22 protein-coding genes and 1 riboswitch are annotated in these 23,307 nt (G+C 37.1%); of the genes, 3 read left to right on the top strand and 19 right to left on the bottom strand.

Going from position 1 to position 23,307, the window contains the following annotated elements; translation table 11 throughout:
* Window positions 1-8 precede the first annotated feature (8 nt).
* Window positions 9-1,046 (bottom strand): N-acetyl-gamma-glutamyl-phosphate reductase, encoded by a 1,038-nt coding sequence (gene argC, locus LT143_RS11055; protein WP_246943041.1) that lies wholly within the window; start codon window positions 1,044-1,046, stop codon window positions 9-11.
* A gap of 267 nt (window positions 1,047-1,313) precedes the next feature.
* On the opposite strand from argC, the gene LT143_RS11050 reads away from it, so the two are divergent.
* Window positions 1,314-2,978 carry a M20/M25/M40 family metallo-hydrolase gene (locus LT143_RS11050; protein ID WP_246943040.1) on the top strand — a complete coding sequence of 555 codons (1,665 nt, stop codon included), beginning with the start codon at window positions 1,314-1,316 and terminating at the stop codon, window positions 2,976-2,978.
* A 92-nt stretch (window positions 2,979-3,070) separates the two neighbouring features.
* Here the strand turns inward: LT143_RS11050 and LT143_RS11045 are convergent, their stop codons facing one another.
* Entirely contained in the window at window positions 3,071-4,042 is a 972-nt protein-coding gene (locus LT143_RS11045) for a sensor domain-containing diguanylate cyclase (protein ID WP_246943039.1), read from the bottom strand.
* Window positions 4,043-4,154: 112 nt separating this feature from the next.
* Window positions 4,155-4,240: riboswitch (cyclic di-GMP riboswitch) on the bottom strand.
* 122 nt (window positions 4,241-4,362) lie between these two features.
* Window positions 4,363-5,574, bottom strand: a complete 1,212-nt coding sequence (locus LT143_RS11040) for an MFS transporter (protein WP_246943038.1) — start codon at window positions 5,572-5,574, stop codon at window positions 4,363-4,365.
* Between the two features lie 301 nt (window positions 5,575-5,875).
* On the opposite strand from LT143_RS11040, the gene LT143_RS11035 reads away from it, so the two are divergent.
* Window positions 5,876-6,814 carry an acetamidase/formamidase family protein gene (locus LT143_RS11035; RefSeq protein WP_246943037.1) on the top strand — a complete coding sequence of 313 codons (939 nt, stop codon included), beginning with the start codon at window positions 5,876-5,878 and terminating at the stop codon, window positions 6,812-6,814.
* Between the two features lie 39 nt (window positions 6,815-6,853).
* Here the strand turns inward: LT143_RS11035 and LT143_RS11030 are convergent, their stop codons facing one another.
* From LT143_RS11030 to LT143_RS11005, 6 genes are all read right to left on the bottom strand, one after another.
* The gene (locus LT143_RS11030; RefSeq protein WP_246943036.1) at window positions 6,854-7,348 is read right to left on the bottom strand and encodes a cupin domain-containing protein; all 495 of its coding nucleotides are present in this window, start codon (window positions 7,346-7,348) and stop codon (window positions 6,854-6,856) included.
* Window positions 7,349-7,395: 47 nt separating this feature from the next.
* Window positions 7,396-8,391 (bottom strand): GNAT family N-acetyltransferase, encoded by a 996-nt coding sequence (locus LT143_RS20580; RefSeq protein WP_246943035.1) that lies wholly within the window; start codon window positions 8,389-8,391, stop codon window positions 7,396-7,398.
* A 210-nt stretch (window positions 8,392-8,601) separates the two neighbouring features.
* The gene (locus LT143_RS11020; protein WP_246943034.1) at window positions 8,602-9,201 is read right to left on the bottom strand and encodes a response regulator transcription factor; all 600 of its coding nucleotides are present in this window, start codon (window positions 9,199-9,201) and stop codon (window positions 8,602-8,604) included.
* Window positions 9,198-10,328: a sensor histidine kinase gene (locus LT143_RS11015; RefSeq protein ID WP_246943033.1), complete on the bottom strand. Its 1,131-nt coding sequence runs from the start codon at window positions 10,326-10,328 to the stop codon at window positions 9,198-9,200. The genes LT143_RS11020 and LT143_RS11015 overlap by 4 nt, the downstream gene beginning before the upstream one ends.
* 98 nt (window positions 10,329-10,426) lie before the next feature.
* Complete coding sequence (gene desA, locus LT143_RS11010; RefSeq protein WP_246943032.1) at window positions 10,427-11,494, bottom strand: Delta(5) desaturase DesA; 1,068 nt, start codon at window positions 11,492-11,494, stop codon at window positions 10,427-10,429.
* Between the two features lie 218 nt (window positions 11,495-11,712).
* A complete protein-coding gene (locus LT143_RS11005) occupies window positions 11,713-12,006 on the bottom strand; it encodes a hypothetical protein (RefSeq protein WP_246943031.1) in 294 nt (97 codons plus the stop codon).
* Between the two features lie 143 nt (window positions 12,007-12,149).
* Between LT143_RS11005 and LT143_RS20575 the strand changes: the two genes are divergently transcribed.
* Entirely contained in the window at window positions 12,150-12,557 is a 408-nt protein-coding gene (locus tag LT143_RS20575) for a DUF202 domain-containing protein (RefSeq protein ID WP_246943030.1), read from the top strand.
* Between the two features lie 59 nt (window positions 12,558-12,616).
* Here the strand turns inward: LT143_RS20575 and LT143_RS10995 are convergent, their stop codons facing one another.
* From LT143_RS10995 to LT143_RS10950, 10 genes are all read right to left on the bottom strand, one after another.
* Window positions 12,617-13,936 carry a Na+/H+ antiporter family protein gene (locus tag LT143_RS10995; RefSeq protein ID WP_246943029.1) on the bottom strand — a complete coding sequence of 440 codons (1,320 nt, stop codon included), beginning with the start codon at window positions 13,934-13,936 and terminating at the stop codon, window positions 12,617-12,619.
* 154 nt (window positions 13,937-14,090) lie between these two features.
* Window positions 14,091-14,414: a hypothetical protein gene (locus LT143_RS10990; protein ID WP_246943028.1), complete on the bottom strand. Its 324-nt coding sequence runs from the start codon at window positions 14,412-14,414 to the stop codon at window positions 14,091-14,093.
* 138 nt (window positions 14,415-14,552) lie between these two features.
* Window positions 14,553-15,779 (bottom strand): serine/threonine transporter SstT, encoded by a 1,227-nt coding sequence (gene sstT, locus LT143_RS10985; protein WP_418909828.1) that lies wholly within the window; start codon window positions 15,777-15,779, stop codon window positions 14,553-14,555.
* A 285-nt stretch (window positions 15,780-16,064) separates the two neighbouring features.
* Window positions 16,065-17,471 (bottom strand): 23S rRNA (uracil(1939)-C(5))-methyltransferase RlmD, encoded by a 1,407-nt coding sequence (rlmD, locus tag LT143_RS10980; RefSeq protein WP_246943026.1) that lies wholly within the window; start codon window positions 17,469-17,471, stop codon window positions 16,065-16,067.
* The gene (locus LT143_RS10975) at window positions 17,446-18,339 is read right to left on the bottom strand and encodes a DNA-3-methyladenine glycosylase family protein (protein ID WP_246943102.1); all 894 of its coding nucleotides are present in this window, start codon (window positions 18,337-18,339) and stop codon (window positions 17,446-17,448) included. Before LT143_RS10975 ends, rlmD begins: the two co-directional genes overlap by 26 nt.
* A gap of 144 nt (window positions 18,340-18,483) precedes the next feature.
* Window positions 18,484-19,296, bottom strand: coding sequence for a delta-lactam-biosynthetic de-N-acetylase (gene pdaA / locus LT143_RS10970; RefSeq protein ID WP_418909827.1), 813 nt, complete (start codon window positions 19,294-19,296; stop codon window positions 18,484-18,486).
* A gap of 235 nt (window positions 19,297-19,531) precedes the next feature.
* Window positions 19,532-21,070, bottom strand: a complete 1,539-nt coding sequence (locus tag LT143_RS10965; RefSeq protein WP_246943024.1) for a fumarate hydratase — start codon at window positions 21,068-21,070, stop codon at window positions 19,532-19,534.
* Window positions 21,071-21,318: 248 nt separating this feature from the next.
* Window positions 21,319-21,501: an SE1561 family protein gene (locus LT143_RS10960; RefSeq protein WP_246943023.1), complete on the bottom strand. Its 183-nt coding sequence runs from the start codon at window positions 21,499-21,501 to the stop codon at window positions 21,319-21,321.
* A 239-nt stretch (window positions 21,502-21,740) separates the two neighbouring features.
* A complete protein-coding gene (locus tag LT143_RS10955) occupies window positions 21,741-22,577 on the bottom strand; it encodes a YfkD famly protein (protein ID WP_246943022.1) in 837 nt (278 codons plus the stop codon).
* A gap of 247 nt (window positions 22,578-22,824) precedes the next feature.
* Window positions 22,825-23,205 (bottom strand): OsmC family protein, encoded by a 381-nt coding sequence (locus LT143_RS10950; protein WP_246943021.1) that lies wholly within the window; start codon window positions 23,203-23,205, stop codon window positions 22,825-22,827.
* Window positions 23,206-23,307: the final 102 nt, after the last annotated feature.

Below are 23,307 nucleotides of genomic sequence, written 5' to 3'. Positions count from 1 at the left end.
CCTCTTTCTTATGGATACATCGGTACATGTAACAGTCCACTTGTTTCATCCCATCCGTTTAAGATGTTTAAGTTTTGGACCGCCTGACCTGACGCACCTTTTACTAAATTATCAATCACAGAAACAAATACGACCCGACCTGTTCTCTCATCAGCATGAATGCCAATATCACAGTAGTTACTACCGTATACCTCTTTAGTAGATGGATAGATTCCTTCTTCTCTAATTCTTACAAAATGGTTATTTTCATAATGAGATTTATATAATTCAATCAGCTCTTTTGACGTTTTATATTCATTAAGTTCAGCATAAATCGTGCACATAATGCCACGTGTCATCGGGACAAGATGAGTGGAGAATGATACAGTCACTGGTGCTTTCACCTCATCTTGAAGCACCTGTTCAATCTCTGGTATATGCTGATGCGCCCCAAGTTTATAAGCTCTAAGATTCTCATTGATTTCACCGTAATGCGTTCCAAGCGATAACCCTCGCCCTGCTCCTGAAACGCCAGACTTAGCATCAATGATAATAGATTGATGGTTGATCAGTTTGTTCTGCATAGCAGGTATTAATGCTAGTAAAGTTGCGGTAGGATAACAGCCTGGGTTAGATACAAATGCTGCTCCTTGAATCGCCTCTTTATATCTTTCACTTAAACCGTAAACAGCCTGACTTATATAGTGTTCATCAGCCGCTTCATGACGGTACCATGTTTCATAACACTCTCTAGACCTCAGCCTAAAATCTCCTGACAAATCAATACAAGTAACTCCCTTATCTAAAAATCCAGGTAGTAGATCCTTACTTACTCCTGATGGTGTTGCAAAAAATACAACATCTGCCCTCTCACAAATTGACTCCGTCTCCAAGCCAGCTAACGGTGTTGTTATCACACCTGTTAAATGGGGATAAATATCTTTTAGGTCCTGACCTGTCTTAGAATGAGAGACAATTGCCTCTAGCTCTACATAAGGATGATGATGCAATAGTCTAATGAGCTCTATTGCACTGTAACCAGTTCCACCAATAACCGCAGCCTTCAAACTCCTCAACTCCTAAACCCTTTAATAATGTATGATTATAATACCAGTAGTATTTTTATGCAATAAAATTAGTAAAAATTATCATTTTTTTATAAAATAATAAATAAAATCACTACTTCTCTCACTTAGCTTTTTATACTTATGCATCCTTATTCATATTAAAAACTTGTATATGAATAAATAGGCGGTTCATTTTCTTCATCCTCTATTGTTTTTTTTGCTAGAGTAAGATAATTTTTATTCATACCCATGAAAGAGGTGCTACTATTGCTAAAATGTCGAGACGAAGTACTATTCTTAACAAAGCAACTCGTTAATATAGAAAGTATCGTAAACACTAGCGGAGAGAAGGAGATCGCCCAGTCATTATATACACTGCTTTCTTCTTATCCTTATTTTAAAGAAAATCCGTCTTACATTAAGATGGCGCAGACCATCGAGGACGATAGGGAACGTTACAATATTCTCGCTTTTGTAAAAGGAACGAAAGGTGGGCAGTCCCATTCCTCAACAATTGTGCTTATGGGACATATGGATACAGTGGGAATTGATGACTATAATCAATTAAAAGACCAAGCTACTAATCCTGATGAACTTCTTGTTGAAATAAAGAAGGAACTAATTCTAGATGAAGTGGTAAAAGCTCACGCTGAATCCGGTGAGTGGATGTTCGGCCGAGGCGTACTCGATATGAAGAGTGGGCTAGCTAGCCATATCTATCTATTAAAATACTATTCCGAGTATCCTGAGGAACTGGAAGGAAATCTTGTACTTGTTGCGGAGTGTGACGAAGAGGACGGTTCTCACGGAATATTATCTGCTTTAAAAGACTTAATTGCTTGGAAAAAAGAACACGGATTTGACTATAAGGGAGCCATTAATGCAGATTTCGTCTCACCGCGATATGAGGGAGACCAAAATCGATATATCTATAAAGGCACGGTTGGTAAGCTACTTCCATCCTTCTTCATAACAGGAGCTGAAACACATGTTGGTTCTTGCTTTGAAGGTCTAGATCCTAACTTTTTGGCAGCTGAATTAACAAGACAAATTAGTTACAATCCGGACCTTTGTAACGAAGCATATGGAGAGACTACCGTACCTCCTGTTTCTTTGAAGCAAACCGATTTAAAACCGTCCTACACCGTACAAACAGCACTATCTGCGTATGTGTATTATAATTTCTTTATCCATTCTTGGTCACCAAAGGACGTATTAGAAAAACTAAAAGCAGAAGCTTTAGTTGCTTTTCAAAACGCTCTTGATGTATACAGTGAAAGGTATAAAAATTACTGTGACATGAGCGGAGAGCCTTTTCGAGAATTAGTGTGGACTCCACGTGTCATGACCTATGAAGAGATGCATGGATTATTAGTGATAGCGCATGGTGATTCATATACAGTGCACATGAATCAATTTAAAGAGCAACTCCTTCTTGATCAAAGCCTTGATACAAGAATGTATGCAGCAAGAGTCGTAGAAGAAGCCTGGAAGTGGATGGAGGATAAGCGTCCTGCGATGATCCTATTTTATTCCTCCCTCTATTCACCACGTATCGAACTTTCAGGAGAATCAGAGGCCGAGCGAAACTTAATTCAAGCTTTAGACTATGCAGTTGATCAGATGCAGCCTAACTATCAACATCCAATCGTAGTAAGAAATTTCTTCCCTTATATCTCTGACATGAGTTTTGTTGCCCTAAGCGATGATGTAGCCGGCATTGAAGCAGTCACAACCAATAACCCTGGCTGGGGAACCAAACATTATGTACATTATCAGGACATTCGAGAAGTTAATATACCAGTTATTAATATTGGTCCTTATGGGTTTGATGCTCATAAGAAGTACGAACGAATGGAATTGTCCTATTCGTTAGACATTGTCCCTAACCTAACCAATCTTGTGATTAGCGAACTGTTAAGCAGGAAGTAAATCTTTAAAAACCGACAACTCGACAGGTGCCAGGCACCTGTCGAGTTTTGTCGATTAGACAAAAAAACTGCCGACGTCTACACCGTCGACAGTTATATAGTATAATGACATCCGTTAGCTACTTCTTTTTTCTTATTTTTCTCTTTGTACATTTTTGCATCTGCAGTTACAAAGAGCTTACTCATGTTTCCAATGGATGTAGGACTGTATGTCGCTCCCATTGAAACCTTAATGTGAAATGCCTCACTTGTTTGATTATAGTCTTCTACTGCTTGTTTTATATCACTGACAAGTTTTTCTGTTCGTTGACTACCCTCACCATTAATGAGAATCGCAAATTCATCCCCACCAATTCTAGCTACTGTCGTTTCTTGGTTAGAGAACTGATTCAACAGTTGTCCAGCTTCTTTAATGAGTAAGTCACCTGACCTGTGACCTAGTGTATCATTGATTTGCTTTAATTCATCTAAATCACACAAAATGATGGCTACTTCTGAATCATTAGTTTTATTAAATTTTTCCATTTTTGTATCAAAGTAATTTCGATTATAAATGCCTGTTAGGGAATCATGTGAAATTCGATATTCCAGATCTTGCTGCATTTTTACTTTCTCATCAATGTTTCGGATGATCCCTTGAATGGCTACGATCTCTCCATTCTCATAAATAGGTGTGGCATATTCTTCAAAATGTATATATTCGCCTTGTGCATTTTTCCAGCGTTGTATAATTGGCTTATTATAGTCTAATTGTCCACTAAGTTTTTTTAATAGTAATTCATGGTCATCTGGATGAATTAATTCTATAGGTGTATTGGGATTTTTATAACTTTCTTCTACTAATCCCGCGCCCAATACCTTTTCTATAGAAGGGCTTAAGTATCTAAACTTTTTCTCAGGTTTTAAATCGTAATAATAAATGATATCCTTCGAACTCTCAACTAAGTTATAAATTCGCTTCTCATTTGCCCATCTTTCTTTGACGGTTGCCTTTATTGTTAATTTATAGATTTGTAGCCCTACTGCTCCAAGTAATAAACCAACTAGTAAATATATGCATTCCATATATACATCCTCTACCTTTTAACTGATTTTTGCACATCGAGCAACAAAAATAGACTAATCCAAAAAAATCCGACTAGTCTATCTATCAGCATATGGTACGATAAGATGTTCTATCGGTAACTGGCTGGCATAATCAATGAGATCTTAGCCCCTTTAGCTTTGCGTCGCCATCTTTCAATGGGTTTGCCTTTGTCATGTCTATTTATTTATTACTTATTTTTATAATATAGGAATATGTTCCTATATGCAAGCATTTTATTGGTATATGTTCCTATAAAATAGAAAAATATAGAAATATAAATATCCTTTTATAGTTCTTTTTAACTAGTACTCTTCTTTTCTTGTAAATAAACAACCGGTGTTTCAATAAGCTTTAGCTTAAAGCTTAGAAAGCCTGTCGCGACCAGGATGCATGAGCAACCAATCACGACGCCCGGCCAGCTTATATTACTCCAAAATGGATCTAAATAAAACGGGCCAATACTTCCACCTATATAATAAATAATTAAATACAGACCTGAAGCACTCGCTTTCGCAAAACTTGCGTACTTACTAACCCATGAGGCTGATATGGAATGGGCTAAAAAGAAACCAAAACAGAATAAAAGCACCCCAGCAATAATGAGAAGAATGTGATGAAATAAAGTGAATAAGAGTCCTACAAACATGATGAGTATCCCTAATAATATACAGGTTGTTAATGGTAAGCGATCCGCCATTTTACCAGCCAAGGATGAACTTATTGTACCTGCAAGATAGGTCAAGAATAGCAATCCAATCAATGTTGTTGAAAGAGAATACGGTTCATCACTAAGAAAATAGGTTAAATAATTAAACTGTCCAACAAAAATTAAGAAGTGCAACCCGCCAATTAGAAAAGCAAAAAGAAGCGTTTTATTATGTAAATGAGATTTATAATCTCGTAACGCTAGCTTCCAATCTAGCTTCTTAGCAACAAAATGTTCTGATGGTTTCAATAATAGTACAAACAAGATAAAGCAAAGAAAACTAATACAACCTAATACCAATAGGGTAACTCTCCAGTTATATTGATCGGTAAGAAACCCACTTATCACGCGTCCTCCCATTCCTCCTATTGTGTTTCCTCCTATGTACAAACCAATAGCAAGTGGAATCGCCTTTTTTTCATATTCCTCCCCTATATAAGCCATTGCGATGGAAGGTATACCTGCTAAACATACCCCTTGTAGCATCCTGAGCACTAACAACCATTCATATTTTGTCACATATGCCATTAAGATTGTTAAAACAGATGCCAAAAACATGGAAACATACATAATTCCCCTTCTTCCAAAACTGTCTGAAAGAGGGCCGTATACTATTAAAGATAAACCTAGTGAAAAAATGACCAAAGAAACAGACATACTAGCCATCAATGAGCTAATTTGAAATTCTTCCGTTAATACCGGTAAGATTGGCTGTGTCACATAAACATTTCCAAATACAACGATAGAACCAATAATTAACGCTAAGGTAGTTTTCCAAAATGCTTTTGTTTTTGGTTTGATCATTTTATTCTCCTTATGTTGTTGTACAGATTAATCTGCTATATTTTGAGAATATTTTTATTTTACCAAAATTTTCTTTTATTTTCTATTTAAGATAACGCTATGTCGTTATACCTTGTTGCTTTAGTGAGATTTGATTGCAAGTGTCTTTCGCTCCATTCCACTATCATTATTAATATTGAATTTCATAAGTCCTACGAAAAGGCCTAAGAAAAGAGTAATTTAGGGTCACGAAATTAAAAGGACTTTTGTATTCCTCTATTGAAATAATAATACCTGACCTATTTTCTTAAGGAGTGAACATATGATACATAAAATAGAATTACAACAACAGTTCTTACATGGTTCTTTTAGTAAGGAGTATCAACCGATTATTACAGTCAACTCTGGGGATTCTCTTCATTTGACGACCCCCGATATCCAGTGGGGATATTCACCAGCAAGAAATGTAGAACGCACTGTTTATACATCAAGAGAAAAGGAAGAGCGTCCTGGACATTCTATTGTTGGACCGATTGCTGTAAAAGAGGCAAAACCTGGAATGGTATTAGAAGTGAGAGTAAATGAGCTGGTTCCAGGATGGTATGGTCGAAATTGGTCAGGAGGTAACAAGAGCTGGCAAAATGAAAAGCTAGGGATCACTGAATCTAAGCAAGTTCAGCTGGATTGGGCTTTAGAACCTGAAACGATGACAGGTACTTGTACAATAGGGGAAAGAAAATTCCATGTAGGTTTACAGCCATTTATGGGATTAATGGGAGTGGCTCCTGCTAGTGAAGGAGTTCATCCGACAGCTCCTCCTCGTTCAGTAGGTGGTAATATCGATTGTAAAGAATTAATTAGGGGGACGAGCTTATTCTTACCGATTGAAGTAGAAGGCGCCCTTTTCTCAATTGGTGACGGTCATGCGCTTCAAGGGGACGGTGAAGTATCTGGTACAGCCATTGAATGCCCGATGGATTATGTTGATATTACCTTAATTGTTCATGAAGATATGAACATCAACATGCCAAGAGCTAAAACACCAACGGACTGGATTACATTTGGATTCCATGAAGACTTAAACGAAGCAACAGCTATCGCCCTCGACGAAATGGTTCAGTTTATCCAGTCACAGTATCATATTGAAAAAACAGAAGCGACGGCGTTAGCTAGTGTTGCGGTAGACTTACGAATTACTCAAGTGGTAAATGGTGTAAAAGGCGTTCATGCGGTGCTTCCGCACGGAGCCATTAGAGGCTAACGATAAAAAGATAACGCCTAGGGAAGTTTTATAAAGTCCCTAGGCGTTTTTATAAGCAAGCTTTTTAATCACTGCTTCATGTTGTGGATAATCCTTAAGTAGCTCATCCTGTGTAAACAACTCAAAGTCTTCAAAGTCAAAACCAGGAGATACCATACATCCCACGAGTGAGAATGTATCTGGTTCCATTACAGATGAACCAAAAATACAATTCCTAGGAACAAGGATTTGAGGAACTTCTCCTTTTTCCAAATTAAGTCCTAACTTTTCTTCTTCATATTCGCCACTCTCATTAATGATATGAACAGTTAGCGGACTTCCTCCATGAAAGTACCATAGTTCATCTGACTTTAGCCTATGCAGGTGAGAAATATCTTTTGAACGGAGTAGAAAATAAATACTTGTGTATAATCTACGTTCCTTCCCATGCACAGAAGAATACATATCTGATGCAAAGGTGCTTTTGTAGAAACCACCTTCTGGATGTGGTATTAATTTTAAGTGATCTATATAATAGTTCGCATCTTGTTTCATTAGACTTCCTTTCCGTCACCTATAGTATTCCTTCCCATACATTATACTTATATCTCTAAACCAAACTCAATGTTGATAGAAAGCATCCTGTATCCAAGAGATTGATATAAAGCTATCGCTTTTGCATTGTCACCGAACACACCTAAAGTTGCTTCCGTTTTCCCCTTTTCTTCCCTTAAGAATTTTAGTGCTTTCGTAATTATAGCTTTCGCAATCCCTTTTCGTCTCCACTCTGGTAGGACAAATATACTTTCCGTTGCACTTCTTTCTTCCCCCAGTCCCCAAGTCATCACGCTCCCTACAACTTGATCTCCAGCAAAGGCCGTAAATGTATCCCATTCAGACCCAGATTTAGTCCAACGAAGATGATTCAAGCTCCACGCACCCCCGATTTCGTCTCCTGCATCTTCTGCAGCAAGATATTGCTCTTGCTCCTCAGGAGTATCCATTCTCCAATTCTTTACCGTTATATTATTTGGCAACTCATAAGTTGGTATTGGTTCAGTCAAATTCCTCTTCATAATAAGATGATTCCTCTTCGTCACGAAGCCTTTTGAAAGATAATAGTCAATCTCTTCTCTATCATCTGACTCTATCACATGATTGAGACTAAATTTGTTGGATGGATACCCTGCTCTCAAATGTTTAGCCCTCTTTAGTAGCGCTTCATACAAATCATCTATGACAATCTCGCTATTAGCAATATGATCATTTATTGAAAGATCTACATTTAACTTACAGACAAAATCTTCTGGTTGATTAGATTCTTTGAGTAAGTACCACGTCTGATCAGGTACAACATGGCCTACTCCAAGAACATGCCCCTCAACATCTACAGCACAAAATATATTGCTTGTCTCATAGTCTTTGTTATATTGATAGGCAAGCATCGCCATAAAATTAAATTCTCCAATCTTACTTGCATCATCCTCAATATAATTCCTAACAACATATGCCTTTTCGCTTACTTTCAAGTGGCTCACTCTCCAAGTATTAAATAATGGCTCTGTAAAACCTTGTTGTTGATTTTCGTTCCAGGACACTCGCTTTCCGTGGGCGAGTCCGGGAGCCCACAGGAGTCTCGCGTCCTTCCACTTCAATAAACTCTGCTAAAAATCAACACTGTACTTTAACACAGCCTAAATAATATATATTCAATAAATACTATTTTTTCCTTTTTAAACATTTCTACTAATACAATCTAAAAAATGCTCCACCCTATTGGATGGAACATCATAACATCATGAAAAAGTCTACCTAAACCAACCTTTTTCCTTAAATCTCTTAATCGCTTCAATTCGGTTTGTTACTTCAAGCTTATCAAGTATGACAGATATGTAATTACGTACTGTTCCAGTCGTGATAAATAACTGACTGGCTATTTCTTTTGTACTTTTCCCTTCAGCCATAAGTTCAATGACTGCACTTTCACGTTCTGTTAAGGGATTTTCTTGACTATATGCTTCATCAATTAACTCCGATGCGTAAATTCTCCGACCTTCCATGACACTTCTGATTGAATTCGCCAATTCCTCACTTGGACTGTCTTTTAACATATATCCGAATACATTTGCCTTAACGGCTCTCTCAAAATAACCGGATCTCGCAAAAGTAGTTAAAATCATAATCTTACATCCAGATCCTTTTAACTCTTCAGCAGCATCAAGTCCACTTCTCCCTGGCATTTCAATATCCATTATACATATATCTGGCTTCAACTGATGAACAAGCGTAACGGCTTCATCTCCATTACCAGCTTTTCCGACAACTTCCATATCATCTTCCAAATCAATCAATGCAGCTAATGCACCAAGCAACATACCTTGATCTTCAGCAATGACAATACGAATCATTTCGTCACCTCCTCGTTAATATGTGTATAAGGAACATTCAGAATGATAGACGTTCCATTATTTGATTCTATTGATAAGCTTCCATTTACAAATTCTAAGCGTTCAAGCATCCCTTGCAAACCGTTCCCTTTGAAATCTTCGTTTATATGTTCAATACCTATTCCATCATCTATAATCATTACCTTAAGTTCATTGACAGAAGGAGCGATTTTCAGCGTGCATGTACTGGCTTTGCTATGCTTGACAATATTTGTTACAGCTTCTTTAATACACATACTAAGGACATTTTCCACGATTAGTGAAATGTTAGAGAGTCTTGGCTTCCCTTCTATTACAAAGTTTATGTCGGCAGCGTCAAGAATTTGTCTAACATGGTTAATTTCATCTTCAAGCTTAATTCCTCTCATTTGTGTAACCATTTCACGAACTTCTTTTAAAGCAATTCTGGCTGTTTGTTGAACATCGTAAATCTCACTTTTGGCCCGACTTGGATCCTTTGTTATTAATTTGCTAGCAAGGTCACTCTTTAAACCAATTAGGGATAGCTTTTGCCCTAAGGTATCGTGAAGATCACGGGCAATTCGTTGACGTTCCTCTAGTTTCACGAGTTCCGAGATCCGTTTATTTGCATCTTCAAGCTTTCCTTGTAGTAGATCTTCTTTATTTTTATTATAGGTACTAATTGGTAAGATAATAACTGCAAGAATACTAATAAAAACAAATGGCAATTGGGTAATCAGAACCCGATTTCCCGTGACAAATCCGTAATTGACAGTTGCGAACGTACTTACTAAAAGGATGATATATAGGATAAAAAAAGCAATTTTATTTTTCAGATGTCCAATCAGAAAAGCTAGAAAGAGAGAAAAATAAATATAGCCGAAGAGTAAACTCATCGCACTTGATATCGCAATTTCTAGACTCGTCCAAAAATAGACAAGCCACCCTTTGGAAACGAACGAAAGCACATAACAAATAAAAAACATGATAATCATCGCGATCCCAAAGGCTATTTCATAGGTAGAGGATGAATGAAAGATAAAGTAAAAAGGAAGTATGTAAAAAATAATCCAAACAAACGGACTTAAACCTGTGTTCCTTTTAAAGACATTCCCCCATTTTTTCATGTTGCCGCTTCCTTTCATTCTTGCTTTTCTTCTGTTTATTTTAGCACATAAACCCCCATTCATCTTGTTTCACAAGTGATATGGGGGTCATGTTTCAATTATTTGGATTGAAGGCTTGGACTTCCTGCTTTCATGGAAACCATTATACTATTACCGTCTTCATCTTTTACAGGAAGATAATCTTTTAATTCCTTAAAGCTAATGAAGGTCTTAGTTTGCTCATCCCATAAACGATATTTTAACGACTTAAAACTTGTCGCAATCGTAATCGTTGTCGCCTTTTGAAGTGGCGGTGTTGAATTATGAGCCTTCTCTAAGTTATAGTTTGGAACTCTTGGACTTAAGTGATGAACATGGTGAAAACCAATATTACCAGTAATCCATTGAAGTACCTTTGGAAGCTTATAGTATGAGCTTCCTTCTACGGCAGCTTGTACATAACTCCATTCATCTTCATTTTCAAAGTAAGAATCTTCAAATTGATGTTGTACGTAAAATAACCAAATCCCTAGCATACCAGAGAATAAAAAGATAGGTCCCTGAATAAGCACGAGGGCTTCCCAACCAATTAGCAAGCTTAATAATCCATATAATCCAATGATTGATGCATTAGTAATGTACGTATTGATCCGTTCTTTTCTTCTTGCATCTTTACGATTAAAGCGGTATTGAATTAAAAACGTCGCAATCGGCCCGATTCCTAACATCACAATCGGATTTCGGTAAACACGATAACTGAATTTTGTCCAAGCTGTTGCTTCGGCATATTCAGTTACAGTTAGAAGCCACATATCTCCTGTGCCTCTTTTATCTAGATTACTACTAGTTGCGTGATGAACAGAATGACTATGCTTCCACTGTTGGTAAGGTACTAATGTAAGCACACCCGTAATTGTACCGAGAATATCGTTTACCTTTCGGTTCTTAAATAAAGATTGATGGCAGCAATCATGAAATAATATAAAAGTTCGAACTAAGAAACCTGATGCTACAATCAATATTGGAAGAGTCAACCAATATGATACCGATAGACTTAAATAGGCTACGTACCACAAGATAATTAATGGTCCTAATGTATTTATAACTTGAATAATACTTGTTCTTGTATTACTTTCCTCGAATGGGGAAACATCTTTTTTCAATTGAGCGATACTTGACTTACTCACGTATTAGTTCCTCCTCTAAAGCCTAGATTCCATAGAAAGGGATCGGCATTCACTAGAAGTAGTTTATACTATTTAGGTAAATGCGATAAGTCATAAATGTCATAATGAAGACTATGATAAATGTCATGTACATGCTAGTTTTTTCCAAAATTAAGGAAAAACTCTTGTAATAGTAAAGGGGAATAAGGCTTCTAGTATCCTTATTCCCCCAAGCTAAACTATTTACTTATCTGGTTTACATCGTTTTTATGAACGAGTAATTTTAATACTCTCCATTTAGGCTGAGGTTGCCCCGCTCCCATTTCATCTACCCTTGCTATCCCTGGACTCTGCATTTCTGTCTTAAGCTTACATCGCACACGTTTCTTTACTAGTTGGTTATATTTTTCTCTTACTTCATCTTCTGAGTGATAGTCCGAAACAACTAAAACAGTTTGCCAAATAGATTTGCTCCAAATTCTCCACACTACTAAAAGGATTAGGATGATGAGTATGGAAATATACATAACCATTTGTAAATCCCTCCTAACAAGTGTTAGAGATTGATTTACCCCGTTTTATGTTGTTCTAAACGACAGCATAAAAAAGCGATATTTGGGTTATGATAAAGTCATCTATCTTTTGACACATTACTCATCATACAATCTTGAAAGGTGTGTTCAAAATTTTACAGGAGCAAAAGAAATTACAAGAGGCTATTGAGTCTGTTCAGCAACTTCAACACATCATCCAACAAAATAAAGAAAACTCACAACATACGAAAACCTCTACTCAAAATGAGATTATTTCTATCTCTCCGGAAGAATTACTAGCATGGGAGCGAACCCGATTAGGAATGGAAAGAACGAAATTAGCCAACCAACGAACGTTATTGGCCTTTATACGAACTTCACTAGCTTTTTTCGCTACAGCTGCAGCTCTAATTGAATTCTTCGATCAAAATATTTTCTTAGAGAGAACAAGCTACGTATCCATTGTGATCGGGACAGGTGTTTTATCTTTTGGGCTTTACAGTTACTACCGTTCTAATAAGGCTATGAAGTCTATGGAATATATTAAATAGCTTTATGGAAATGAAATAAAACCTATCACATATTCGTGAATAGGTTTATTTTTGTTTTATTATAAAAGCATTGCTGCAACCCAACCAAAGATAAACAATGGAATATTAAAGTGAAGGAAAGTTGGTACACAAGTATCCCATATATGGTTATGCTGACCGTCAGCGTTTAATCCGGCTGTCGGTCCTAATGTACTATCTGACGCCGGTGCGCCCGCATCACCCAATGCACCTGCTGTTCCAATAAGAGCAATAATCGCTAGAGAAGAAAATCCAGCCTCTAATCCTAACGGAACAAGTAGAGTTGCTACAATCGGAATAGTTGCAAATGATGAACCGATTCCCATTGTGATAAATAGACCAATTCCTAACATCAGTAATGCCGCCGCTGCTTTACTATCTCCAACCATATTTGCTGTTTGCGAGACTAATAAATCAACATGTCCAGTCTCACGAATAACAGAAGCAAAACCTGAAGCCGTTAGCATGACAAAGGAAATGAAAGCCATCATTTTCATCCCATCAGTAATGACATCATCCGCTTCACTCCATTTAACAGAGCCACTTCCTAATAGAATGACTAAACCAGCTAACGCTGCAACAATCATTGAATCAGATACGGTTTGAACCACTAATGTAACGAGAATTGAGGCAATAGCTATTACAATGGAGCGTATTGAGTAAACCTTCGTTTCTTTTGCTGCACCTACAATGTTTTTATTTTGATAATATCGATCCTTGCGATAAGTGAAAAACACTGCAATAAGTAAACCAACTACTAGCCCTACCGTTGGAAGTAGCATTGCCTTAGGAATGGAAGCAAGCTCCACAGATAATCCATTTTGCGCCATGTTATCGGCGATGATTCCATGAAAGATTGCGCCAAATCCATACGGAAGAAAAATATAAGGTGCTGTCAAGCCAAACGTTAACATCGTCGCAATTGCTCGTCGGTCGACACCTAGTTCATTCAAAATTTTTAAAATAGGTGGAATTAAAATCGGTATAAACGCAATGTGGATGGGAACCACATTTTGTGAGAAACAAGCAATAATAGTAAGTAAAAAGAAAATTAATGCTTTCGATAAGTTTTTCTTTTTTGAGTCATTTTTTCTTCCAACTATTTTTGTTACGCCGTTTACCATTGCTTCAGGTAATCCTGTTCTAGCAATAGCAACCGCAAATGCACCTAAAAGTGCATAGCTTAATGCAACGGTCGCACTTCCTCCTAATCCTTCACTAAAAACTGAAATGGTGTCTTCTAATCCAAGTCCACCTAATAGTCCACCAGCTAAAGCGGCAACTGCAAGTGCCACCACAACATGAACACGGGCTAGACTAAGAACTAATAATAAAATAACTGAAACTAAAACTGCATTCATCATCATTCACTCCAAAATCCTTTATCCTATTAAATTGCTAATATGGTAAACAACTAAATCAGAGTAACATTATTGTAAAATTTATGTCAATGACAAAACCTTCCTTTTAACAACAAAAAAGAGACAGATTCCTTTAAGGTCTGCCTCATTATAATCAATTCGTTTGTACAACTTCTTCTTTTGCTATCCCCTGTTCACTTAATGCTTGAGTGAGTCTTTCCTTCATCTCTTCTGAAGCAACAATACAACTTAATGTAAATAAGCGTTTCTTCAATATTAATTCATATCTATCATTTACTTCTTGTGAATAACCATAATACATATGGAGTGTATAAATCGGAACAAAAACGAATGATTGAATCTGTCTCCAAGGAACAAAACGATTTCCATGCAACACTCCATCTTCGACCACCGCAAATAAATGTAGGAGAATGTGAGAATACAATAAAGGAAAAAGCATATTCATTAATAGCTTCAACTCCATTCTCCTTTCCTAGTTCATTACTACACACAAAAAAAGGCATGATCATTAGCACTTTAGAAAGTTACTTAGATCATACCTTAGTTATTCAAGCCATCGATACTATAAAGTTTTAAAATTCATACATATAGAAATTTATCCTTTGATCGTTATATCCTTACCTTCGTTGCGCCATTCCCTAAATTCAGCAGCTGCTGTGAAAAGAACATCTGTAGAGGAGTTAAGGGCCGTTTCAAAAGAGTCTTGTAACACACCAATTATAAAGCCGACTCCTACAACTTGCATCGCGATATCTGCAGGAATCCCGAACAAGCTACAAGCTAGTGGAATCAACAATAAAGATCCTCCTGCAACTCCGGATGCACCACAAGCCGATAAAGCCGCCAACACACTAAGGATAATGGCTGTAGTAAGGTCGACTTGAATCCCAAGTGTATGTACAGCTGCAAGCGCCATAACAGAAATCGTAACAGCTGCCCCTGCCATATTAATAGTTGCACCCAATGGGATTGAAACTGAATAACTTTCTTTATTTAATCCAAGATCTTCACACAACTTCATATTAACCGGAATATTAGAAGCAGAGCTTCGAGTAAAGAATGCTGTCATACCACTTTCCTTTAGACACTTAAATACTAATGGATAAGGATTTTGTTTAATTAGAGCATAAACTAAGATTGGATTCACAACTAGTGATACAAAGATCATACATCCAATTAAAATCGCAAGGAGTTTCCCGTAGCTTAGTAACGCTCCTATACCATTCGTAGTAATTGATTCAAATACTAGTCCCATTATTCCAAATGGAGCAAGTTTAATGATCCAAGTAACTAATTTAGAAACAGCATCTGATATATTCGCAATCATTGTTTTAGTCGTTTCAGCAGCATGTCTTAAAGCTAAACCTAGAAGGAGAGCCCATGCTAATATTCCGATATAGTTAGCATTATAAATGGCTTTAACTGGATTATCGACGATATTTAAGAGTACTGATTTTAGCACCTCAACAACATCACCAGGAGGAGTTAACCCTTCTGCTCCCTGAACAAGAGTTAAGCTTACAGGAAAAATAAAGCTTGCAATGACAGCAATTAACGCCGCTAAAAAAGTCCCTAAAAGATAAAGAACCGTAACAGTTTTCATATTTGTTTTATGGCGGTTCTTATGTTGAGCAATCGCCGACATTACCAAAAAGAACACTAACAAAGGAGCAATTGCTTTCAATGCGCCAACAAATATCGAACCAAAAATTACAACAGGTGCTGCTCCTACTGGTACTAATAAAGCTAAAACAATACCGAGGAATAAACCTATAATTATTTGTTTTACCAATCCTATTTTATTCCAATTATCCATTATCATCTTCAACTATGATTACCCCATTTCTAAAAAACAACCCACGTGTCCTCCCTGGAAGGACAATTGTCTTTTAACAAGTATTGTTACAATTATACTAACTTTTTTATATATTACAATATTAAAATAACGATAGATAAATAGTTTTTATTTTATGAATATTTAAATAAAAACTATTCAAGGAAAACTTTTTATATACACTTTTAAAACCATAAGAAAGGCATAAATAGTACTTACTATACGAAGAAAGCACCTCCAAAGTTAGCTTGGAGGCGCTTTTTTCAATTATCTTTATTTACTATTCAAGATAAGCTGTACGACAGCCTCAACATGTGATGTGTGAGGGAACATATCTACTGGCTGCAAATAAGAGACATTGTATAACTTCCCTAGAGCTGCCACATCTTTTGCTAAGGTAGAAGGATTGCAGGAAACATAGACAATTTTCTTTGGTTTTGTTTTCTTTAACGTGTCTAACAGTCCTTGATCGCATCCGGTTCTTGGAGGGTCTACCACGACAACATCAGGTTTCCAGCCGGCTTTTACCCATTTAGGTAGAATTTGTTCTGCTTTACCTACTTCATATTTTGCATGACTAAAGCCGTGCTGTTCTGCATTTTTTTTCGCATCTACAATGGATTCAGGAATGACATCCATTCCACGTAATTCTTTCGCTTCCTTCGCTAACCACAATCCAATCGTACCTACACCACAATAAGCATCAAGTACTTTTTCTGTCCCATTAAGGTCTGCCGCTTTTTTTACTTCGTCGTATAATTTAACGGTTTGGATTGGATTTAATTGAAAGAACGCTCTGGCTGAAAGTTCGAATGATAAATCTCCAAGTACTTCCTGTATGGTCTCTTTTCCTGCCATATGCAAGGTGTCAGTACCAAAAATCAGAGATGTTTTTTCTCCGTTAATGTTCTGCATAATGGACTTTACTTCCGGCAACTGCTTTTGAATTTCTTTAATTAGAAGTTCACGACGTGGTATGTCCTTCTTGGTTGTGATCAGTACTACCTGTAACTCACCCGTTTTGACACCAACTCGCGTTACAATAGTCCTGATGAGACCTTTTCTTGTACGCTCATGATAAATGGGAATCTGTAGATCTTGAAGGATCGTTTTTACCACTTGTGTGACATGATTGGTACTTTTATGTTGTACCATACAATCACTTATGTCGATTAGTTCATGTGAGTTCATACCATATAGTCCAGCAATGACTTTTTGTTTTTCAAGTCCTACCTGAAGCTGACTTTTATTACGGTAGTTCCACGGTTCTTCCATTCCAATGGTTGAGCGGACGTCAAGTGTTTCTAACGGTAGTTTTGTATATCGTTCAAAAGCCTGAAGTACTATATCTCTTTTTTCTCGTAATTGTGCTTGGTAATCTAGATGTTGAAGTTGACACCCTCCACATTGGTCAAAAACCGGACAAGGGGGTGCAACGCGGTCTGGTGATTTTTTTCTAATCTTCTTTATTTTAGCTTCAATGATTGAAGGAAGGACTTTTGTTGCTTTAGCTACGACTTCTTCTCCAGGTAAGGCTCCTGGGATAAAGACAACCTTGCGTTTAAAAAATCCGACGCCTTCTCCATTAATTCCTAGTCTTTTTATCGTAATAGGAAAGTCTTGTCCTACTTCTAAAACAGCACCTTCTTGTTGTTTATGTTTCACTATTAATCGCTCCATTTACTTTCTTTTCTAGACTTCTCCAAAGATACAGGGACGCATAGCTTAAATATGGCTCCCATTCCTTTGAAAGATCGTTCATTACTTCTATGTCCGGCTTCTCTTCTAAACCAAAGTACAATTTTATTGCATTTTGTATGCCGATATCTGCTTTAGGAAATAAGTTGGGTCGACCAAACCCGAATAATAATAGGTTCTCGATGGTCCAACGACCCACTCCACGAATCTTGATTAATGTTTGTATGACCTCTTCACTGTTCATCCTAGCCAACTCTTGTATGGATAAGTCGTTATTTGCGAGTAATGTAGAAATGTTTAGGATATATTCTGCTTTTCTCTGGCTAAATTGTAAGGAGCGTAAATCTGAAATAGATAAGGAGGCTACCTTTTCTGGTCGTGGATAAAACCAAATACCATCCTTTTTCTCCCCAAATGTTTTAACAAATCTTTCAGTAAGCGTAAAAGCAAATTTCATATTTATCTGCTGATGAATAATACACTTAATTAGACTTAAATAAGGATTCATATCTAAGACCAACGGCGTACCAATATGCAATTTAGCTAAATCATGTAGGTTAGTCTTTGCAAAATGTTGATATACCTGTTCAAGTGGAACATCCCATTGAAAAATCCTTCTTACTTCCTTTAGAACTTCACCTTTATTTTCTCCTCCAGAAACGTGAAAGCTTGGGTTATTAATTGTACCAGTTCCTTGAATGGTTACAACCTCTTTGGCATCATTTATGTAAATTGGAATGGTAATGATTTTTTCTTGCTGATTAATGTGATTTAATGGATCCATACTTAGTCGCTCTAATACCGCTTCAAAGCAATATGGCCCTTTTATTTCTATATACTCATGCCACAAGTTCATCGCCCTTTTTGAACAAAGTTTATTTTGTTCGTATTATATCATTAAAAGTGGCTATTCTAAATGATGGTAGCTTACACCAATATAGGAAACAACAAAAAGCCGACGTTCTTAGACATGTACTAAGAACATCGACATGTGTTACATAGACGAAACTTCTTCTTGGTAACTAAACAACCACGGGTGTGGAAGTGTTCTTTCCATCATAAGATCATCCAGACTTTTGAATACATAACCTTCTGCTTGAAGATCAGTAATAATTTTCTCTAAAGCTTCTGCATTATCTTTAGAAACGGTATGCAATAAAAGGATCGATCCAGGATGTATTTGTTTCATCACTTGATCATACGAGTATTTCCAACCTTTTTGTTTATCTGTATACCAATCGACAAAGGCTAATGACCAGAAAACATTAACATAACCTAACTCTTCAGAAAGGGCTAACGTTCTCTCGCTGAATATTCCTCGAGGAGCTCGTAGATAGTTCATTCCTTTCTGTCCGGTTAGGGATTCATACTCTTCTTTCACTAGTTCTAATTCTTTTTTCAATCTTACATCACTAACTTCTGTTAAATCGGGATGGTGCCAAGAATGGTTCCCAACAATATGACCTTCCTTCACCATGCGTTTTATTAACTCAGGTTGGTCTTTTAGATAATATCCTGTCACAAAAAATGTAGCTGGTACCTTTTTCTTCTTTAATACATCTAGGACAGCACCTGTATAGCCATTTTCATATCCATTATCAAAAGTTAAATAAATCTCCTTCTTCGTAGGATCTCCTAAGTAAAAACTATTGTACTCTGCTAGCAAATCCTCCAACTGCTTTCCTGCTGAAGGTGCTTCATGATTGACACTTTTCTTAAACCCCCAATGAATTTTTGCATTGGAGTAGGTAGTAGCACTAGCCTGTGTAAAAGCAGGAAGTAATAAAAGAAAGGTTACACATAACATAATTCCTCTTCTTACAAACATCAAACCGACTCCTTTCCATACCAGATCATTTATATGAAGTACATTTTTCATTCCTTTACTTCTAGTTTCTAACTTGTCGTTAAAATCATGCTCTGAAAGGTTTTCCAACCACAATAAAAATCGACAGGTGCCAGGCACCTGTCGGATTTTGTTGATTTTTGTCGGTTTTGAACCAAGAGAAAAGACAGGTGAAGTTCACCTGTCTTATTGCAGATTATTTAAATACTGGCTCTTTAAATTGGGCAAGCTTTTCAAGAGAGGTCTTTTCAACATCTCTGTGAAGGCTGTTTCCATGTGAGTCCATGGTAACAACAGCTTTAAACCCTTTTACTTTTAGGTGCCACATGGCTTCAGGGATTCCGAATTCCATTAAGTCAACACCTTCAACTGATTGGATACAGTCTGCATAGTATTGTGCTGCGCCACCGATTGCGTTTAAGTAGACACCACCATGTTCTTCTAAGGCTGCTAGTGTGTTTGCACCCATTCCGCCTTTTCCGATAACAGCACGAAGGCCAAACTTCTTCATAATATCACCTTGATAAGGTTCTTCACGGATACTTGTTGTTGGTCCTGCCGCCTTTACATGCCATTTACCTTCTTCATCTTTTAACATAACTGGTCCACAATGGTAAATAACTTGACCATTTAAATCAATAGGGGCATCATTTGTGGATAGATGCTTATGAATCGCATCACGGCCTGTGTAGATCATACCGTTAATGACAACTACATCGCCCACTTTTAATTCACGAATCTGTTCTTCTGTAATAGGCGCTTCTAATACCACTTCTCTTGTTTCTTCTTTTACTTCTTCTGAAGTAGCCGCTACCTCTTTAGAGAAATCAATTTTTTCTCCTTCTTGATACATCCAGTCTTGAATGTCACCAGTTTCCGGGTCTAGCTTTACACCAAGACGACGGAACGCCCAACAGTTATAAGCAACAGATACAAAGAAGCTTGCTGGTATACGGTGCATCACACCAACTTTACATCCTAGAAGAGTGGTTTCTCCACCAAAGCCCATCGTTCCAATTCCTAGCTCATTAGCATTTGCCATCACATATTCTTCAAGTTTACGTAAATCCTCATTTGGATTCACATCGTCAACAGAACGGAATAGCTGCTCTTTTGCTAAGTCATAACCACTTGAACGGTCTCCACCGATTCCTACACCGATGAAGCCGGCACTACAGCCTTGACCTTGTGCCTGATACACAGAGTGCATAATACATTTACGGATTCCATCAAGATCACGTCCAGCACGACCTAACCCTTCAAGCTCACATGGTAAGCTATATTGGATATTTTTATTTTCACAGCCGCCTCCTTTTAAAATAAGGCGAACATCTACGTAGTCCTTTTCCCATTGTTCGAACTTAATGACAGGTACTCCATCCCCTAAGTTGTCTCCACTGTTTTCACCTGTAAGAGAGTCAACAGAGTTTGGTCGCATTTTCCCATCCTTAGTAGCTTGAACCATTGCCGCTTTAATAGCTTCTTTAATTTTCAACTGATTTACTCCAACTGGAGTTTTCACCTTAAACGTTGGTAAACCAGTGTCCTGACAGATAGGTGAAACGTTTTCATCTGCCATCGTAATATTGTTTGTAATGGTCGCAAGAGACATCGCAGCACGTGTACCTGCATTTTCTTTTTCTTTTGCAGCTTTAATCGCACGGCGAACATCTTTCGGTAAGTTAGTAGAAGTTTCAACAATAAGCTTGTACATACTTTCTTGTAACTTTTGCATAATAGTCTTGCTCCTTTCCCCCGTAACCCAAATGGGATGACGCAAACACGTCTTTATATATTTACCATCTTCTATTATACGACGGAATGTATAGCCAGTCACCCATTGGAGATTATTTCATCTCTATTTTATTTCCTTCTATTGAATGCTAGAGGGGAACAAGAATATAATGCATATTCATAAATACATAAGAGGATTGAGATCACTCAACCCTCTCGTACTTACTGCTATTTTGATGGAATCCTCACTTACTTGTCCTTCTTGAATTGTTCAACCTTTACTTCCATATCATCAAGTATCTGAATTAACCGATCAATATCCTCAAGCTCAGCGTGCTCTGGATCTAAATGATCAATTACATCCATAAACATCTCTAATCGGTTCTTTAAATAAGATAATTGTGAATCCTTATCAGTCGTCGCTTTACCCATTTTAGCTCTCCTCGTCTTACATTCTTATTATGTACATGTATAGTATGCCCATAAATTAAATGTTGTGTACACATTTTTGTTGTTTAATGCGCGTTGCAAACAAAATAGCTACCTTTAACACAGTAAAGCGGTGGGGGCCTGTCCCCCACCGCTTTACTGTGTTAAAACAACCAAACAAACGACCAAACAAACAACCAAATAACTAATTACTAATTATCAATAGCTATAAAAAGATCTATTTATCTCGGCTTTTCCGATACAAGGAAACCAAAGGAGACATGGTCTTGGATTGGAATCCAGGCACCTATTCCTTGAGACGTGATATTTTTAATGACGAGAGTACGCTTGTTTCCTTTAAGGACTAGATACACTTCACCAAACGTAACCTTTCCTTTTTCGTTGATTGCTGGTGCATATCCGTATAGATAGCCTAGACGTTTAGGTGCAATGTTGTAAACTTGATCCTTTTTGGTTCCACCCCCGATAATGGTTTGGAAAGATAAAGGTAAGTTTGTTTTTTGCATCGCTTTTAATAGCATCATTTTCTTCACATCTTCTGCGCTTTCAATTTTAGCTGTTAATCCACCCTTTACATGCTTCTCAGCTTCTTGTTGGTAGTGGATTTGATGTGCAATTTTTCCGCCACGGTTATCATACATGTTCGTATTGATTTTTTGATACTCCCAGTTGGCACTTGTTTCACTTGACTCATAGAAGAGTGGCCACTGCCCCATATAGATCGTTGCTCGGTAACCAAATGCTAGTGGTGCATCTGATATGGTGGTTTCGTTTAACATTCTAATTAAATCCGGATTTTCTATCGGAACATCCGCTGTTTCAATCAGCTGCTGAGCCAAATCACTTGGCTGCAGATAAGGTAAATCTTGAGTAGGATTCGGATACGTGTTCTCTTTGGTGATATTCATCACCGAGTTTGGAATCTTAAACTTCTCGTCAACTTGCTTTTCCTCTGTTTTCTCTTCTTCTGTTTTTTTATCTGCCTTTTCTGCATGAGTCATGATTACATTATTGAAAAGAAGAAGACAAGATAAAAATGCGGTTAATACTACCTTCATATTTTTCAACTGCTCCTTTCCATATTCTAAATTTGTTTTTAGTCTCTACTACTCTTTTTAGGATTATCCAAAAACTTTTCTAACCAAGGAGAATTTGAAATTAAAATTAATTAGAATATTTACAACATTCAGATTAACTGTTATACTTAACCTACCCTAAAGCTTTTCATTCCTAAATTCCTAAAGAAATAGTAAAGCGACTTGTCACTGTGACAAGTCGCTTTACTATTTTTCATCTAGATCCTTATTAAATCAATTCAAACGTTTCCTCAATTTCAATACTTCCTTTTACCGACTGCGCCATCGGGCAGTTCTTACTTGCTAGATGTATGGCCTTCTCAATTTGGGTAGAATCTAAATTATTACCCTTAATTGTATAGTGAATCATTATTTTCTCAATTCTGTTTGCCTCTTGCTCATTTCTAACCACATCAGCTGATAGGCTCATATCTTCAATTACTATCTTCTTCTTACTTAAGATAGTGCGAAGAACACCTCCACTACATACAGCTATAGATGCCACCATTAACTGATATGGGCGGAATCCATACTCCTCATTTCCCGCTACATGGAGCTCACCATATTCTAGATTTGTCTTAAATCCAACTTCTTTCATTTCAAACTTCATCTGAATTCCCCCTTCATGTTCATAGTATTAGTATACCTTTTTATCACTGCATATTTCTAAAACTTTGCCTTTCCAGATTTAAAGGTGGCACTTCCTAAAAAA

This window comes from Bacillus pinisoli (assembly GCF_023036475.1).
Lineage (GTDB): Bacteria > Bacillota > Bacilli > Bacillales > SA4 > Bacillus_BS > Bacillus_BS pinisoli.
The sequence above is the reverse complement of the archived record's forward strand: the minus strand, read 5'-3'. Positions and strand labels throughout refer to the sequence as shown.

Coding starts and splice junctions, on each gene's coding strand:
- pdaA (WP_418909827.1), bottom strand. CDS start 19,296: ATGTTATGTGTAACCTTTCTTTTATTACTTCCTGCTTTTACACAGGCT.
- sstT (WP_418909828.1), bottom strand. CDS start 15,779: ATGATAATGGATAATTGGAATAAAATAGGATTGGTAAAACAAATAATT.
- rlmD (WP_246943026.1), bottom strand. CDS start 17,471: ATGGAGCGATTAATAGTGAAACATAAACAACAAGAAGGTGCTGTTTTA.
- LT143_RS11015 (WP_246943033.1), bottom strand. CDS start 10,328: ATGAAAAAATGGGGGAATGTCTTTAAAAGGAACACAGGTTTAAGTCCG.
- LT143_RS10950 (WP_246943021.1), bottom strand. CDS start 23,205: ATGAAGTTTGAAATGAAAGAAGTTGGATTTAAGACAAATCTAGAATAT.
- LT143_RS11030 (WP_246943036.1), bottom strand. CDS start 7,348: ATGAAACAAGATGCGAACTATTATATAGATCACTTAAAATTAATACCA.
- LT143_RS10955 (WP_246943022.1), bottom strand. CDS start 22,577: ATGAAGGTAGTATTAACCGCATTTTTATCTTGTCTTCTTCTTTTCAAT.
- LT143_RS11035 (WP_246943037.1), top strand. CDS start 5,876: ATGATACATAAAATAGAATTACAACAACAGTTCTTACATGGTTCTTTT.
- LT143_RS11005 (WP_246943031.1), bottom strand. CDS start 12,006: ATGGTTATGTATATTTCCATACTCATCATCCTAATCCTTTTAGTAGTG.
- LT143_RS10960 (WP_246943023.1), bottom strand. CDS start 21,501: ATGGGTAAAGCGACGACTGATAAGGATTCACAATTATCTTATTTAAAG.
- LT143_RS10995 (WP_246943029.1), bottom strand. CDS start 13,936: ATGAATGCAGTTTTAGTTTCAGTTATTTTATTATTAGTTCTTAGTCTA.
- LT143_RS11045 (WP_246943039.1), bottom strand. CDS start 4,042: ATGGAATGCATATATTTACTAGTTGGTTTATTACTTGGAGCAGTAGGG.
- LT143_RS10965 (WP_246943024.1), bottom strand. CDS start 21,070: ATGCAAAAGTTACAAGAAAGTATGTACAAGCTTATTGTTGAAACTTCT.
- LT143_RS11040 (WP_246943038.1), bottom strand. CDS start 5,574: ATGATCAAACCAAAAACAAAAGCATTTTGGAAAACTACCTTAGCGTTA.
- LT143_RS11020 (WP_246943034.1), bottom strand. CDS start 9,201: ATGATTCGTATTGTCATTGCTGAAGATCAAGGTATGTTGCTTGGTGCA.